The organism is Paenibacillus sp. J31R30 (assembly GCF_059692115.1).
In genome coordinates this window covers 18,928-35,310 of record NZ_JCAUAV010000012.1, presented here as the reverse complement: position 1 = coordinate 35,310, position 16,383 = coordinate 18,928, and the positions used below count along the sequence as shown (strand labels likewise).

Genomic DNA, 16,383 nt, shown 5'->3' with positions numbered 1-16,383 from the left:
ATGAACGGAATCAGTGTAAATGAATTAATCGCTCATAAACCCTTCTTGTTTGGAGAAGATCCTATCATAAGTGGCGCCAACGGCTTAAACCGTCGCATTACCAACGTGAATGTGATGGAAGTACCGGACGTTTTCAACTGGGTAAGGCATGGTGATCTCCTCCTCACAACCGCTTACTCGATTAAAGACAACCCCAATGCCCAGAATGAGCTGATCCCTAAACTCGCTGCAACAGGAATAGCCGCTATAGGCATCAAAACCAAGCGGTATCTCGAAACGGTTCCAGCGGAAATGGTCGCACTCTCCAACCAATATGAACTTCCCATCTTGGAATTGGCTTATCAAATTGGCTACTCCCAAACCATATCGGAAGTACTCGAGGAAATTCTCAATCAGAAAACAAATTGGCTCATGGAGCAGCACCATAAAATCCAACTACTAACCAGCACGCTAATTATGGGGGAAAATAGTAAAACCTTCCTTGAGACGTTCTCCAAAAGCACCGGCTTGCAAGCTGCTTTAGTTACCAATGAATCTGACATATATAGCACAGATCCAACATTTAAGAAGGAATGGCCTGATGCTCGGCACCTTAAGCCAGTTGTATCGCCTACTTCTACCTCAGTTCTTCTTTCCTATTGGCTTGGTGATGACACAACCAAAATCTATCTGCCGATTGAGAAAAACAATGAAACGATGGCCTATTTTGTTTGTTGGGGATGCGATCACGGGGAATGGGAGCCGCTGCAGCTCCTGCTGCAGCATACAGTTAACTTGCTAACCTTGCACCTGAGTAAACAGCATTCTTTACGAAGCTTAGAGGATAATCAGAAAGATCTTTTTCTCAAAACCTGGATCCTCGGTGAGATTACCGATCCGCAGGCCATAGCGCTGCAGGCAGCCTCTTGCGGACTTCAGCTGCAAACGAGCTATAACGTTTGCCTCACCTCGCCGCTCCCGCCTTTTTCATCAAGAGATCTTATGAATGTCAAAGCTTATTGCATCCTTCAAGGCATCATCTTGCTTCCCATGGGGAACGAATGGGTATTTCTTATCCCAAAGCCGCTGGCTAGCCAAAAAAATGTCTATGTAAAGCTCCAAGCGGAGCTCCACAAATGCTTGAAACAACCAAAGATCCGTCTTGGCATCAGCAGCATGAAAAGTATTTCCGATATCCACGAGGGATATAAGGAAACACTAACCGCGCTAGAGCTCTGGGATTTCATTCAACCCGTTGAAACCCTGTGCTACTACGAGCAGCTCGGCATGTATCCGATTGTACATGTGCTGTCCGATCAAGAGTCCATCAAAAAACAGCTGTTCCAATACATTCAGCCTCTCTACGCTTTCGATAAAGAGAATAACGCCAAGCTCGTTGACACGTTAATTACTTACCTACAATTCGGGGGAAACATTAAGGAAACAGCGAAGGCATCCTTCTGCCATTACAACTCCATTGTCTATCGATTAGAAAAGGTTCAAACCTTATTGGGGGTTGATTTGAAGGATCCCGACATTCGTTTCCAATTGCAAATGGCTGTCAAGGTGTTCGCTTTTGCCACAAAAAAAGGAACTATGATGGGCTCATAGTTCCTTGTGAATCGTAAATTGATGGTTGCCGAGCTGCAGACTCTTCATCTCAATGACATCGCCAATCTGACAAGTTAATGGATTCGACGGTGTCCCTGTTAAGATGATATCCCCTTTACATAACGTTGTCATGCGTGAAATATGTGAGATCAACCAATTCGAAGAGAATAACAGGTTCGCTGTATTATCTTTTTGTATGAGCTTACCATTCACCCACATTTCAATATCCACCTGACGAGGATCAATAACCGACACCAGTGGGCCTATCGGGGTCATCTGATCAAACATCTTGAATCTTCCTGTATCAAAATGCGCACTCGCCGTTATGTCGTTAGCAATGGCATAGCCTGCAACAATGGACGGTACATCCTCTTCCGCAATGTTTCTGACTTCTTGACTGATAATAACAGCCATCTCCACCTCACAGATGAATTCCGTTAGCTGCGGTGGCAAATATATATCCGTCTCTACCGTTAAGCTCTGCGGAGACTTCATAAAAAGGAAGGGATCCTCCTCATGGGTGATCCCCTTTTGAGCGCGAAACGCTTTGAAATTCGGCCCCACACCAATAATTTTGCGGGTTTCATTCAGGTACGCTTGGATATTCATGAGATGAGATCCCCCTTCTTTTCTCTACTCTGTCAAATCCCGAAGTCGACTATTTTTCTGTTGGACCGATCTCATTAAATCGACGTTCACGTCCTTATCCTCCGCCATGCTGATGAGTGCGTGAACATCCTTGGGCAGACATTTGCCTCCATAGCCACGGTTATCCTCATAGACGAACGTATGACTTCGCCCGATGCGAGGATCCTCCAGCCACACTTCACGCAGTTCATTGTAGTCAATGCCATGAGCGCCGGCGATATCATAGAATTCATTGCAAAACGACACCTTCAGCGCCAAGAAGCAATTCTCCATGTACTTCGCCATTTCTGCTGTACGGGCATCCGTCAGCCGAATCCTCACTTCAGCGTTATACACCTGCTGATAGGCACGAACCACAACGCTTGCATCTGCTGATGCACCGCCCAAAGTGAGCCACGTGCGGTGACGCAGGTCCGCAAAATGGTGATCCACCGTTTCCCCATAATATTCCGGTTGGAATACGATCCTCTTCCCTGTACGTTCCTTCATTTCGTCCGTGAAGCCCACGGGAATGGTAGAGCGAATGACGATCACTTTGGCTGTCAGCCATAGCATGACTTCTTCCACTATGGACGTATCGCATTTGCCGCTTGGAAGCGAAGGTGTCGGAACACAGACGAATGCCATATCACATGCGTTCACTTCATCTTGGCTGCCCATGTGTAGTGGTCCATCATATACAGCAGCCTTGGGAAATAAGGCATGAATCGCTTTGCCAACATGGCCATATCCAACAATTCCTATCTTCATCATTATCCGCGCTCCTCATGTTGATCATTCATCCATCGTCTCGTCCTCATCTATTATGCAGCCACTTTATCTTCCTGAATCTGCTCCTTTTCCTGACGCTTTTTCTGCACAGCCAACAGGATGAACACTAAGAAGTAGTATCCCCAGTAACCAACAAATTCCTCCAGCGAAGGATTCTGTGTATACCCGAGGAATGCCTTAAAGAAAATACCGACTTGGCCGTTAATCAATGGCTCTTTCCCATAATCACGCAGATATTGCACACCGTCAATAGGGTGCTCTGGCATAAAGGCTGTAATATTATAAATTTCACCAATCTGGTGTCCTGCTGTTCGATATAAGCTGCCAATGATCCCTAAATCCTGCATGATACCAATCGCTTGAACAAAAAGTCCCGCAGAAATCATCATAAGGAAGACAGCGGTTATGCGGAAGAACGTACTCAAACGAATCTTCTTTGTCCCTTTGAAAAAGAGAAGTCCAACCACTGCGGCTAGCACCAGACCGAATAAAGCCCCCCAGCTTTCAAGCGCTTTCTGAATGTCGCCACCCGTAATAGCAGCGAAGAAGAATACCGTCTCCACTCCTTCGCGCACAACAACCAGAAAGGAATGAACAACCATATTAATGGCGCCGCCAATGGTCAAAATATGAGCAACCTTGCTCTGAACCTTGCCTTGCATCTCACTGCTTTGCTTGCCCATGAACATAATCATATGTGTCAATAAACCGGAAGAGACGAGCATGATCCCGATTTTTAAGTAATTCTGACTCCCCATACTGGCAAATCCCGTTAATAATACTTGGAATGCCAAGGCCAAGCCGTAACTAACGACTATGGCGAAAAACACGCCAACCCATACCCATTTATGCCAGTGGATCGCATCAATACGCGTTAAATAAGTAAGGATGACACCTACAATGAGAATGGCTTCAAGCGCTTCGCGAAACGTAATGAGAAATGCCTGTAAATCCATGATCTGCCTCCTATTCTCTTACCTTGCATCTGAACATTGAAAGACACTTGCGCTTATGCAGCACAAGTGTCTCCCATATAAACGAAATGATTAGCGAAGGATAATGATGTCACCGTTTTGATAGAATACGCCATAGCTGAACAACTCGGCTACTGCACGCAATGGGATGAAAGAGCTGCCGTTTTGAAGAAGAACCGGCTGATCCAATTTGACTTTATCATTTACTTTACCATTCTCAACAACTTGATCAGAACCAGCTTTGATTTCTGTTTTCTTGCCATCTTTCGTGATAACGATCGTTTGAGTTGCTTCAACCCATTCAACTTGCGCATTGATTGCTTGAGCAATAGGACGAACTGGTACTAGCGTACGATTAGTTTCCGGGTTAATGAACGGAGCATTCTCAGCTGTGAAAGCAGCGCCATTTACTTTATATCCTTTGTCTCCAACTTTTAAGCTGGAACCATCTTTGTCAACAAGGAATTTTACAATTTCAAAAATAGAAGCGTTCGTAGCTGCAGCATCAGATTTATCAACAGCTTCTGTTAACTTCGTAGCAGCAACACTTGCAGCTGCAAATTTCTCTTTACCCAAGAATACTTCTTGGCTAGCAAGGAACATTGTACCTTCAGCAACATATCCGCGTGCACCTTGTAAGTCACCAGCTTCTTGTTTAACTAGAATTTGGTTAAGGTATTCGGATACTTTACCGATCATCGTACGTTGAAGGGCATCGCCGATTTCAGCTTGTTTGATTTTGCTAGCATCGCCTGAAGCGAAGGCATTTTTAACGAAGTCAGCATCAGCAGGGCTTCCACCTTTGAGGTATGTGTAAACAGGCATAAAGAGGAAGTAACCTTCTGTGATTGCTTTTGCTTGGTTATCTGGCGTAGCCAAACCAACGTTTTCTGCGTATGTATAAGTTGCAAGCGCATAGTTTTTAATCAATGTTTTGTCAAGGATTTGACGGTGGAAGTTAAAGTCATTCAAGTTATTGTCTTTGATATCTTTTTGGATCAATTCAATTGTCGTTTTCAAAAGAGCAACCATGTTCAAGCTGTACTTCGTATCACGTTTCACAACGTTTGGTTGAAGCGCGCCTTCATAAATTTGAACGACCTTATCGAAAGCAGCCGTCGCTCCAGCGATGTCACCCTTGGTCAAAGCAGGACGCACTTGGTTGCTCATCAAATCACGAAGTGCGAAGAAGAAATACCATTGCAACCCTTTGTCGATCGCTTCATTCGCTGCACCAACTGACAAGTCACCTTTAATGGCAGCATCCAGAATAAGCAAGATGTTCGCATCCATTTTAGGATCATCTGCTTTGATGTTGACATCTAAACGTTTAACATCAGTTTGGAATTTATCTACGTATAATTTCTTAATATCAGCAAGAACGGTTTTATCCGTTTTATCTGTGAAGAGTGCTTTAATATCTGTGAAAGATTTAAGGCTAGCGGAGATCGTTTGATCTTCTTTGATTTGGAATTTTGTTTCTGCAAAAGCAACGGATGAAACGGTAACAACACTAGATAGAGCGATTGAAGCACTTAAAACTACAGCTAAAAATTTACGCATGATAAATTTCTCCTCTATTCATCTCAATTTATTGGTTGACCTTACGGTTAAATCCATTTCCTTTTGCGGGCAAACCATACAGCTCCACCCAGTACAATGATAACCCCACCAATGACAGATATGCTGACCCATGGATTCGTTTTGTCTGTGCGCTGCATTGGCGCATGGGCGGCTGCTTCTTTCACAGGCTCAGCTTTCACAGCTGCGCTGGAAGTCTCTGTAGCTTTAGCAGGTGCTTCTACAGTTGATGTAGGCTTAGCTGCCTCAGCAGTCGGTGATGGACTTGGACTCGGACTTGCCGATGCCGATGCGGATGGTTCAGGTGCCTTTGTCTCCACAGTTGCTGCTGCTTCAGGCGCCTTTGTCTCCGCCGGTTTCGTATCTTTTGTTGCAGCAGGTTGTTCTTGTTTAGGACTAACCTCTACCTTTACAACTGGCTCTGGCTTCGGCGTCTCTACCGGCTTAGCGGTAGGCGTCGGCGTACTTGTTGCCACTGGTGTAGTGAAAGCCTTATAAGGGAATAGCGGCTTTACCTTACCATAGATAAAATCAACCTTCTCCTTAAATACAGCTGGCTGCACAGGCTTCTTCCCTACTCCGAACAATCCTGGATTACCCAGTGCTTCGAGAGCAGCATCAAACGCCTTATCAATCTCGGCTTTGCCTGACCCCATATAGGGCTCTAGGGTATCATAGGTCGCCTTGGCTTTGGCCAATAGAAGCTTAGCACCCGCGTAATCATCAATTCCCTGCCCAGCATAAGTGAATCGACGATCCAAATTCATGACAAGAACGGCTTTGAAATTAGCAATAACTAATTTATTGTCTTTCGCCTGGAAATTAGCATCTAAAGTGGTGCCTATTTCTTCACCAAAGTGCGCTACTAACTCTGCTCTTCTTTCTTTGTAAGCACCTTCAGCAGCTCCCCAATCATTCGCTCCATCTCCAATACTGGCTTGCACCAGTTTAAAAGTTTCAGCGACATCTTCGGTATTGGCGTCACCGTAAGAATAGGCCAGCGCGGAAGTCGGCAGGATTAATAATGCCGCGAGAACAAAAGTCAATCCGGCTAGTAGCCATCGTTTCATATGTTCACCTCTGTTATGAATTTGATTCTCAATGTCATTGATAATGATAATCATTGTCCAGAGAACTGTCAACCATTATTTAACAAAGGGATTTTATATTTTCCCATATTTTTTATAATTACTACTAACGAACCCACTCGAATAAAATAACATGTCCATACGCAGGATCAAACAGCGGATCGGACGTAAACTCAGCAACCTGCTTCAGATGTGCATCGACCGATTTGCCTTGCTGGGCAAACCCTTTCACCACATGATCCGTTAGGAAAACCCTCCGATCAGAATTCGCACTCGCCAAAGACTGAAAATACCCATACGTATAAATGCGCTCATGTTGATAGTCAGCCTGCAAGTACTGAAGGACTCTTGTTTCTTCCCACGTAAACAGGATAAGAGGCTCCTGCAAGCCGCTGAGATAGTCATGCAGCTGATAGACCGCCGGCTCTTCTACCGCCTGCCTTTTCAGCAGCTGAGAACCGTAGAATAGTTGGATAGCTATGAAACCCAGGAGAAGCAGATACGCGATCTTCGGCGCTATGATGAGCAGACGCGTCTTAGGGGCTGATATCTTCACCGCATCTGCCATTCGTATCACATAAACAAATAAGCATAATAAGATTGGTGCAACGACCGGCACAATATGTCGTGGTTTTTCAATATTTTGACCGATTAAAGCCCATAGTGTATAAAGTACTGCACAGCCGACCATCCAGGATAGATATCGCTTGTTCTCTTTCTCATGCTTAGGAACTGCAACGAATCTCCGCGCCACTGAAGTGACAACTAGCAGAATAGTAAAGCACAAACCAATGAGGAGGGAACCACCAAATAAGGCTGAACCCAGCAAGTTATGCCCGAATAGTTGGATGATTCTATCTCCGGGCGGCATTGACGTTGAGATCACACCACCGCCCCATTCAGAGAAATGACCTTCTACGAAGGCTAAGGACAGTTTCCAAAAGCCTGCAATGTTTCCTTCGGAAAGCACCAAACCAGCTACCCAAATCAACTGAAACAGCCCTGCTGCCAGAGCTGATCCTCCTAATCGGAGCCATTTCCTCCAACGGGTAGCCCCCTGCTGCCAAAGCGAGTACCAGAGGGGAACTAAAGCTAAACCGTAAGGAAAGAAGGATAGGCGTATGCCCATTAAAAAGCTGAACATAAGCAGCGCTAGCCCGTGGCAAAGCACAGAATGCGGACGATCCATCGCAAAGCGGATACTCCAAAGAAACCACCACAGCATGGCCATGCCTGCGCATTCCGACATGGGACGCGAGGACATTAGCCAAATGTAGGGGCTGCTTAATACGAGTGCAGGCAGTAAAAGGCTCTTGATACCGCTGCCCGTCAGTCGATGTGCTAATAAATACATAGGAATCGCGGAACTTAATGCCGCTAAGGTATTGAAGACGGATAAGGCTACAGCGGGATTATTCATCCATTGGTTAATAAACCAACCACCTAGAATAAAGTAAGGATATCCAGGAAAATGAGGCTGCATGGCAAGTAAATCATACCGATGCAGAGCCAGTGTGAAGTCCACTTCGTCCCATGTACGCACATAAGGACTCGCATATAGCAGACAAAGGCAGGTCACACTGGCTATAACCGCAGCTGCAAAAAGCGCCATTGCTAACGCGTTACGTGTCATAAGCTCGGTTCATCTCGATGCATCTGAACAGTAACCTTGCGCTTGCGGGAGACGGGACGTCTCATTTCTTTGTAAATCGCCGGAAGCACGGAAGACACATACTGTCTGAATTTGATGAAGGATTGGCCCTTGGTCCGAACTTGGTACGAGATCGGAATCTCTTCCAATCGGTAGCCCTGACGAACCAGATTAATCGTGAGCACCTGGGCGTAGTTGTAGTCATGGATAATGGCGGCATTCTCCATGGCATCGCGTGAGAATCCGCGCATCCCTGACTGGCCGTCATAAATCCATCTGCGCAGCAAGATCGCCTGCAGCAATGTAAAGGTATAGTTGCCTAAGCGGCGATGCAGCTTCATCCCTTGAATTTGGCCTTTGAAGCGTGAGCCAAAGGTGTAGTCTGCACGCCCTAGCATAATGGGCGCAAGGACGTCAGGGATTTGCTCCGGCGGATACTCATTATCCGCATCGATCATGATGCCAATGTCGCCGCCGAGATGGCAGCATTGCTTCAGCCCTTCGCGAACGGCAGCGCCGAGCCCTCGATTGTGCGGGAACGACACAATGTGGTCAGCACCCGCATCGCGTGCTACTTGGACGGTGCGGTCCTTGGACCCGTCGTCGATCACGAGCACTTCCACCGCATACTGCGGGTGGAAATCTCTCGGAACGCGGGCAATGACCCCGCTGATATTCTCTTCTTCATTATGTGCAGGCATGAAAACAATGATTTTTTTCTTAGACATGATGTTTGATCGCCTCCGTTAGAACTGGTCCACGACTGTGGCTTGGGAAGGGTGCTCCCAGCAGGTAAGCCAGCGTCGGCGCCATGGATACGAGTGAGTGCTTCTCATCAATGCGGCGGCCCGCTTCGATGGTAGGACCGTGCAGGAAGAAAGGCACATAACGCTCGCCTTCATCGAGATGTCCATGTCCGCCAATGCCGTCTGCCTGCCCGTGATCGGCACAGATGATCAGTGTCGTATTCGCCATCATGCCGCGCTCTTCGAGCCAGCCGACGAACTCTTCAATGAGTTGATCTGCTTCGGCAATCTTTTGCGTGTAATCGTCGTAGAGAACGCCTCGACTGTGGCCTGTCTGGTCAACCCCAATCAATTGGGCAACGAGTAAGTCCGGATTTTGCTCCGCCATAATCTTCTTGGCTCGTTCTATGATGTTTCGATCCGCAACATCGTTGTGCATGACAGCGGTCACACTCTCAACATCGTCTCCCATGGAGTCGATTAAGTGAGCGATCCCCAGCAAACGCCCTTTTTTCCCCACTTTACGCAGGGAATCAAAAATACTCTCAACCCGAATACCTAGCCTCCACACCATATTGGAGCGAATGCCGTGCTCACGTGGATAAGTTCCCGTGAACATCGAGGAGAAGCAGACAACTGTACGCGCCGGATAAACGGTCTCCATTTGCGCATATTCAGTGCCTTCTGCTCGCAATTTCTTCATAAATGGTGCATGTGCTTCCTCAAAGCGCTCTTTGCGCATACCGTCGACAACGATTACGATAACCTTCTGGTTGAGTGCTTCTCCGCCCGCTTGTACAGGACTTGAATCTCGTGTATAGGTAGGAATTTCAGCCGGCTTCCAATCGAATAAATAACGGTGAAGAATAAATGCGTAAACTAACAAGCCGCCAGCAAATAGCAGCCCCGTTCCCACATCTGCAGAAACACCCGCCTCAAACTGACGATAATAATGACTCCATACGAATAGCAGCAGCAGAAACTTAGGCATTTGCTCCTGCGCATTACCACTCGTCGAGTCACTATTCTTGAGGACAAGCTTCCAGAAGCGTGTGAAATTCCACCATGTCGTACCTATTCTTAAGTGATAGTAGAACGTACCCCAGAAATAAATCGTAAAGAAGAAAAACAAGCCTAGTGCCAGGACATATAGCGAGAAATCATTTCGTTCCCAAATCAGAAGTGCTGCAATAAGCGGCATCCATAAATAATTGCGTAAGAACAGCGGAAAATCGAAGCAATAATAGAGTACGAAAAGTGGAATCGTCACCAGAAGTCCTAAACCTGCCGCACTCCAAAAGCTAGGATCCGACCATACGCCGATATGGTAAAGCAGGAAAACGCCAACAACGAAGATCGGTGTAAAAGGTTTCCCCTCGTTCAATAAGTTCCAGCAGCGAGCTGCAACGATTTCAAAAGATGATGCTTTTTTCATATTAATCTTCCTTCCGTACTTTGCTATGTAATGGTCACTTGGTTCGACCTGTAACTCGGCCCATCCACTCTTTCATTTCTCGCCAATGCAGCGGCATCCGCAGCAGGGAATAGCCCCCTAACGCATAGGCAAATAGAAATTTGAACGTGTGCGACAAGAGTGCCGCTCTATACGCTTCTTTCCCATCTACACCTAGCAGGGTCAGCGAACCGCTCATCGTGCTTTCATAGGTGCCAATGCCCCCTGGTGTGATATGAAAGATTTGACCAGCAATCGTCATACTATTGGCCCAAATAAGAGAAATACTGCCCAGCTGCAACCCTATGATTTGGGCAACAGCATAAATAACACCCGCTTCCAGCACCCAACTTAGCGTGATTAAGCTCAGAATAACAAGCCCTTTGCCCGAAAGCATTTTCATCTGAAAATAGGCCGAATGCTTGACGACAAATGGGATTCTGCGAATCACAGGCAAGTAATGTGCCGTTGCGAGTATCACTGTCGCACTTGCCAGCAAGATCACCCATATCCATGAAGAGGGCAAACCCATGCGGACGATACCTATGCCCCCAATGCCTGCAAGTACCAGCATATCGAGCAGACGCATAACGGCGACCGAATGCAGAGCGTCTTCCCATGACTTCCCGCCATTTTTCATCAATAAGCCTGTACGAACACCATCTCCCACCTTAATCGGAAGCAAGTGGTTTACGAGCAAGCTGTAGCTAATGGCATGAAAATAAACCGCGAATTTAACCTCTTGTCCCGTATATATTCGCCAAGCTGTTGCTTTGAGAAGAAAGGACGCTAGGTAGATGACAACCATGAAAACCAGCCACTTCGGTTGATGGAAAAGCTGCCCTACATCTTGGAGCCATTCCTTCGAATCGAACCATTGCCATGTTAATACAATTGAACAAACGACCAGAATGATCGCTATCAAACGAACCACTTGTTTCTTTGTGAACATTCCTATAGTACCTTCTTTGGGATTCAATCTACCATCTCATGAGAATGAGAATCATGGTCAGTATAGGGGGTTTAAGCGGTTACGTCAATCAAATATTTGCAGGATGAAATAAAAAACCTGAGGGTATACCTCAGGTCCTTCTTGTCTTTCATTTTCAACAGAAAGTAGTTTGTCTTCATTTATTATCCCGAAATGTTTTTAACTGCAAATACTCTGAAAACACTAACTTATAACTAAGGACGCTCAAAAGTATGCTTGTAATTGCAGCAGATCCTGTAAAGGAAAATACCATGAGTATTTGGTAGCGTACAGCTTCAACTGGCTCAGCGCCAGCCACAATCATCCCTGTCATCATGCCGGGAAGCTGGACAAGTCCTACTGTCTTCATGCCGTCAATGGTTGGGATCATACTAAATTTGACCGCTCGTTTTCTAACTTCATGCAGCGCTTGTCCAGCAGTGGCTCCGATTGACAACAGCGCTTCAATCTCACCTTTCGAAGAAAGTACTTCTCTTTTGAGTTGGCTAATGAACAAGCCTGAGACAATCATAGCGTTTCCGATGGTCATGCCGCTAAGCGGTATGATGTATTGCGGTGTAGATTCAATTAAATGCAGCCCAAGAAGCAGACTCATCATCAGAATTTCCACTGTCATGATCGCAAAGGCAATTCGCCATATAATGCCGGGCATTCCGTCGCCTCGCTTAGCTGCATTCCACGATGCGACAGCTATCATTAGGGAAATAATAATCAGTAAATACACAACATGATCTGTTAAGAAAATATAATGCAAGACATACCCGATAAATAATAATTGCAATGTTGATCTTATCGTGCCAACCGCTATCTCTTTCTCTAATCCAAGCTTCTGCCAAAACGAAATCATCATGGTTGCCAAAACAAACAGCAACGTGAAACTAAGTGACAGCATGGTCATGATTGAACCTCATCTCTCGTAAACCCGATAAATGTCCTGGCCGCCTCTGATGAAGGCTCTCTAAAGAATTGCTTTGTCGACGCATCTTCCCCAATTGTGCAACCAGACATAAACCAGACTCGCTCACTCGTACGTGATGCTTGTTCCAGCTCATGAGTAACCCAAATCATCGTGGTCCCTTCTCTTTGATGCCACTCATGAAGCAGCTGCTCTACGGCCCTTGTATTCATCGTGTCTAAGGATGATGTAACCTCGTCTAGAAGCAGTACTGCTGGGCGTAAAAGCATGGACCTGATTAAGGCAATTCGCTGCATTTCCCCTCCGGACAATTCTCGGGCATTCTTGTTGAGATCCAGCCCATTTAGTCCTGAGGTATCTAGTAGTTCGCCTGCAAGCTTTCGATCAAATGACTGGCCATGAAGCCGACTAGCCGTACTTAAATTATCTTCTACACTCCCAGTTAACATGACAGCTTGCTGAGCAACATAGCAGATTTGTTTCCTCCATTGCCGTGGACCCATCTCTCTAAAGGATGCTCCCTCGAAAGTCATTTCCCCCTCGTCAGGGGTATTCAGCAAAGCCAGGGTACGCAGCAGCGTGCTTTTACCTTGCCCCGATGCACCAATAAGTGAAATTCGTTCAGCTTGCTGTATGTTTACATTAATATTTGAAAATGTGTAAGGAGATTTCGTTTTCTCTAGATCAAACGCTAGCTTGGCTAATTGATTAATTTCAAACATCATAGGTTTCCTTTCAGAGCATTTGAGATATTTCCTTATTGTAGCACTGACTTCAAGTGGGTCAATACAAGAAACAGAACAATAAATGTTGTGTCATCATGGATTTTTCAACTTTTTTCAAGAGAATTTTCCACTCTCGCCCGAATGAAAAGGCGATAAGCTAAACATAGGCTTGAGAATCTGAAACGAAAGAGGAGTGTGTCACTGTCCATAACGAAATTATTTGAATGCGCTTTCAAAACAAGTGCTCAGAAGCAAGCAATTCGAATCACAAATCGAACGTATGGAGGTCTAAGTTCATGAAGGCTGTTAGCAAAAAGTTCAAGAAAAGACTTGTGTCTATCGTCGCCGTATCTTCCATTCTCTCATCTAGTCTCGTGATGGGGACGGCTATGGCAAGCCCGACTAGCCACTCCTTTAACACAGGAGCAGGCACTTTAAATGTAGACTACGCAAGTTATCTCTCTAAGCATGATGTGGTTTTTAACTCACCTGTCACGGAAACCAAAAGCGGATTAATGGTTGGCAACGGCAAGGTGGGCGGTATGGTCTGGAATACGACCGGAGGTCTTACGATGCAGGTTTCGGGCGTGGATGCTTCGGAAGAAGGCTTCGCTTCGCAAGGTTTAGTTAATCTGTATACGAACCCAGGATTAGATACGGGATATACGACTTATCAACAGCGGCTATCCTTATATGATGGCGTGCTGACAACCAAGTACGATTCGAATCGCACGGTGACGATTATGGGATCTCCCAATTCGGAGGTCATGGGCATCCATGTGGATGACAGCCGCACGGGTTTATCCAGCGTGGCGCTTGATTTAAGCCTGTGGGATGTAAGCACCTTCAGCGGTGGCGACGTGCCGGATATCAATACATGGCGGACAGTTTCCACGTTTGTTGATCCGACGGTGGTTGGTCTGAGCCGCGGACAGACCGATGCGAATCATTTCGGCTACACACTGGCTGCAACTGTTGAGGGAGCGAGCTTTACAACGCAATCGGTGAATGGCAGTAAGGTGAGATTGAATATTACGCCTTCCTCGAGTTATACGATCTGGATCGCCAGCGCAAGCCGGCTCAATGCCCCTAGCTTTGATTCTATTAACCAGGCTAAGAACATTCTTAACAATGTGAAGAATACGGGGTATGCGACAACCTTAACCAATTACAAGAACTGGTGGCACAGCTTCTGGAACAAATCCTTTGTTCAGTATTCGAACGCCACGGGTGATGCGGATTATTTGGAAAATTTCTATTACCTGAGCACGTTTATCATTGCCGCAGGTGCTTATGGGAATTATCCGTTCCATTTTATTAATGGCGTATTCAGCGGGGTAAACGATAATGATAGCGGCAAATGGAGCAATGCCTACTGGTATTGGAATCAACGTGACGTCTACCACTCGTTCCTGTCTTCCAACCATCCCGAAATCGTTAACACCTTTAACAATTTGTACAGCCGTAATTTTAATACGTTAAAATCCTACACCAACACCCGTTATGGCATTGACGGTATCTGGGTACCCGAGACGATGGGCTGGAATGCAAGTGCAGCCGGCACGATCGGCAGTGACTATACGAAAAATATTTTCTCCACTGGCGCTGAAGCGGCTCTTAATATGTACAATCAATACAAATACACCAATGACGCGACTTACCTCAGTAATACAGCCTATCCGTTCATGAAAGAAGCGGCCAAATTCTACGCAGGCAAGCTTTCCTATAATAGTACGACGGGCAAATACTATATGGCCTCCTCCAATGCCCACGAGCAATACTGGAACGTCCAGAATGCGCTCACCGACCTAGCAGCCGTACGTGCTTTATTCCCTGTCACGATTCAAACCAGCCAAACGCTTGGCCTCGACAGCACGCTGCGAACCCAATGGCAGAATATTTTGAACAATCTAGTCGCATATCCGGTCGATCCGAACGACGCAACAAAGTACTTCCCTCATACGCCGCCGCTATCACAGAATCGCAACGATGAGAATACGGTCGCTGAGCTCGCTTGGCCATACAGTGTTACTGGCATCGGTGCACCTGATTATCAAATGGCGGTCAATAGCTTCAACAGCAGGCCCTACCCGTATGGCGATAATGTCTGGGATCCCGCTCCGATTCAAGCCGCACGACTCGGTCTTGGCGATGGCGCTTATCTAGGGATGAAGACGATGGTCCAGAAGTATCAGGACTATCCGAACGGGCGCACCACGAATACCAACGGTGAGTTCGAGTATATGGGCGTAAACCTTTCTGCCATGAACGAATCCTTGCTCCAAAGCTATAATGACAAAATCAGAGTGTTCCCAGCGCTTCCGAACGATGCAAGCTTTAATAGCAAGTTCACCTTGCTTGCCAGCGGCGGTTTCCTTGTAAGCTCTGAGAAGGAAAGCAATGAAATCAAATACGTAGGCTTGAAGAGCTTGTATGGGAAAACGGCAACCGTCGTGAATCCTTGGGGCACACAGCAGGTACAAGTACGAAGAGTATCCGATAACGCGATCGTACTTACCTCCTCCAGCAGTGAGTTCAACTTTGCTACAGCAGCCAATACGGTATACGTTGTAGAAAGAACTGCTAAACAGCTTAGCAGCTACACCTACCAAGCATTGACAGGCACAAGCAATACTACGATTAAAACGGTTACCTATAACGGTGTGCCTCGTTCTCTTGGCAGTACAGCACCTTATTTGGGGGCGAAGCCGACGTTCTATCCGAATAGCAACTTTGGCGGTACAGGTGTCTCCTTGGCGCCAGGCAGCTATAGTATCTCGCAAATGCAAGCCGCAGGCATTGCCAATGATGCCATCTCGTCGATCAAAGTCCCTGCCGGTATCACGGTGGTCGCTTATGGCGACGGTGCTTTTGATGGACCTTCATGGACATTTACAGCCGATAATAGCAATCTCGCCACTACCGGCAATGATAATGCGATCTCGTCGTTTAAAATCACAGCTTCAACCTCCGGTGTCACCTTCTATCCGAATGCCAGCTATGGCGGCACTGCTGTCACATTCGCACCTGGTAACTATACACTGGCGCAAATGGTCGCGGCCGGCATGCCGAATGATGCCATCTCATCGCTGAAAGTTCCCCCTGGCCGAACGGTCACTGCGTATGGGGATGACAACTTCGCTGGACCATCTTGGATATTCACAGCCGATAACAGCAATCTCGCCACCACGGGAAATGATAATGTGATTTCATCTTTCAAAATCCAGTAAACCTCATAAACACGGCTGA

Annotated in this window: 13 protein-coding genes; 2 read left to right on the top strand and 11 right to left on the bottom strand. The window is 46.4% G+C overall.

Annotated features, from left to right (window positions below):
* Positions 1–1,590 carry a PucR family transcriptional regulator gene (locus tag AC58QO_RS27255; RefSeq protein ID WP_497271101.1) on the top strand — a complete coding sequence of 530 codons (1,590 nt, stop codon included), beginning with the start codon at positions 1–3 and terminating at the stop codon, positions 1,588–1,590.
* Here the strand turns inward: AC58QO_RS27255 and AC58QO_RS27250 are convergent.
* The 11 genes from AC58QO_RS27250 to AC58QO_RS27200 form a co-directional block, all read right to left on the bottom strand.
* Positions 1,585–2,199, bottom strand: a complete 615-nt coding sequence (locus AC58QO_RS27250; RefSeq protein WP_497271099.1) for a fumarylacetoacetate hydrolase family protein — start codon at positions 2,197–2,199, stop codon at positions 1,585–1,587. The two genes, AC58QO_RS27255 and AC58QO_RS27250, sit on opposite strands and share 6 nt — an antisense overlap.
* 24 nt (positions 2,200–2,223) lie before the next feature.
* Positions 2,224–2,991 carry a Rossmann-fold NAD(P)-binding domain-containing protein gene (locus tag AC58QO_RS27245; RefSeq protein WP_497271098.1) on the bottom strand — a complete coding sequence of 256 codons (768 nt, stop codon included), beginning with the start codon at positions 2,989–2,991 and terminating at the stop codon, positions 2,224–2,226.
* 50 nt (positions 2,992–3,041) lie between these two features.
* Complete coding sequence (locus AC58QO_RS27240; RefSeq protein ID WP_497271096.1) at positions 3,042–3,965, bottom strand: FTR1 family iron permease; 924 nt, start codon at positions 3,963–3,965, stop codon at positions 3,042–3,044.
* Between the two features lie 90 nt (positions 3,966–4,055).
* A complete protein-coding gene (locus AC58QO_RS27235; RefSeq protein ID WP_497271094.1) occupies positions 4,056–5,546 on the bottom strand; it encodes a copper amine oxidase N-terminal domain-containing protein in 1,491 nt (496 codons plus the stop codon).
* 47 nt (positions 5,547–5,593) lie between these two features.
* Complete coding sequence (locus tag AC58QO_RS27230) at positions 5,594–6,634, bottom strand: hypothetical protein (protein WP_497271092.1); 1,041 nt, start codon at positions 6,632–6,634, stop codon at positions 5,594–5,596.
* 124 nt (positions 6,635–6,758) lie between these two features.
* The gene (locus AC58QO_RS27225) at positions 6,759–8,285 is read right to left on the bottom strand and encodes a nucleoporin-interacting protein (protein ID WP_497271090.1); all 1,527 of its coding nucleotides are present in this window, start codon (positions 8,283–8,285) and stop codon (positions 6,759–6,761) included.
* On the bottom strand, positions 8,282–9,031 hold the full coding sequence (locus AC58QO_RS27220) for a glycosyltransferase family 2 protein (protein WP_497271088.1): 750 nt from the start codon (positions 9,029–9,031) through the stop codon (positions 8,282–8,284). Before AC58QO_RS27220 ends, AC58QO_RS27225 begins: the two co-directional genes overlap by 4 nt.
* Positions 9,024–10,484 (bottom strand): alkaline phosphatase family protein, encoded by a 1,461-nt coding sequence (locus tag AC58QO_RS27215; RefSeq protein ID WP_497271086.1) that lies wholly within the window; start codon positions 10,482–10,484, stop codon positions 9,024–9,026. The genes AC58QO_RS27220 and AC58QO_RS27215 overlap by 8 nt, the downstream gene beginning before the upstream one ends.
* A 34-nt stretch (positions 10,485–10,518) precedes the next feature.
* A complete protein-coding gene (locus tag AC58QO_RS27210) occupies positions 10,519–11,454 on the bottom strand; it encodes a lysylphosphatidylglycerol synthase transmembrane domain-containing protein (protein ID WP_497271084.1) in 936 nt (311 codons plus the stop codon).
* 175 nt (positions 11,455–11,629) lie between these two features.
* A complete protein-coding gene (locus tag AC58QO_RS27205; RefSeq protein ID WP_497271082.1) occupies positions 11,630–12,391 on the bottom strand; it encodes an ABC transporter permease in 762 nt (253 codons plus the stop codon).
* A complete protein-coding gene (locus AC58QO_RS27200; RefSeq protein WP_497271080.1) occupies positions 12,388–13,131 on the bottom strand; it encodes an ABC transporter ATP-binding protein in 744 nt (247 codons plus the stop codon). Before AC58QO_RS27200 ends, AC58QO_RS27205 begins: the two co-directional genes overlap by 4 nt.
* Positions 13,132–13,430: 299 nt before the next feature.
* On the opposite strand from AC58QO_RS27200, the gene AC58QO_RS27195 reads away from it, so the two are divergent.
* Entirely contained in the window at positions 13,431–16,364 is a 2,934-nt protein-coding gene (locus AC58QO_RS27195) for a glycosyl hydrolase family 95 catalytic domain-containing protein (RefSeq protein ID WP_497271079.1), read from the top strand.
* Positions 16,365–16,383: the final 19 nt, after the last annotated feature.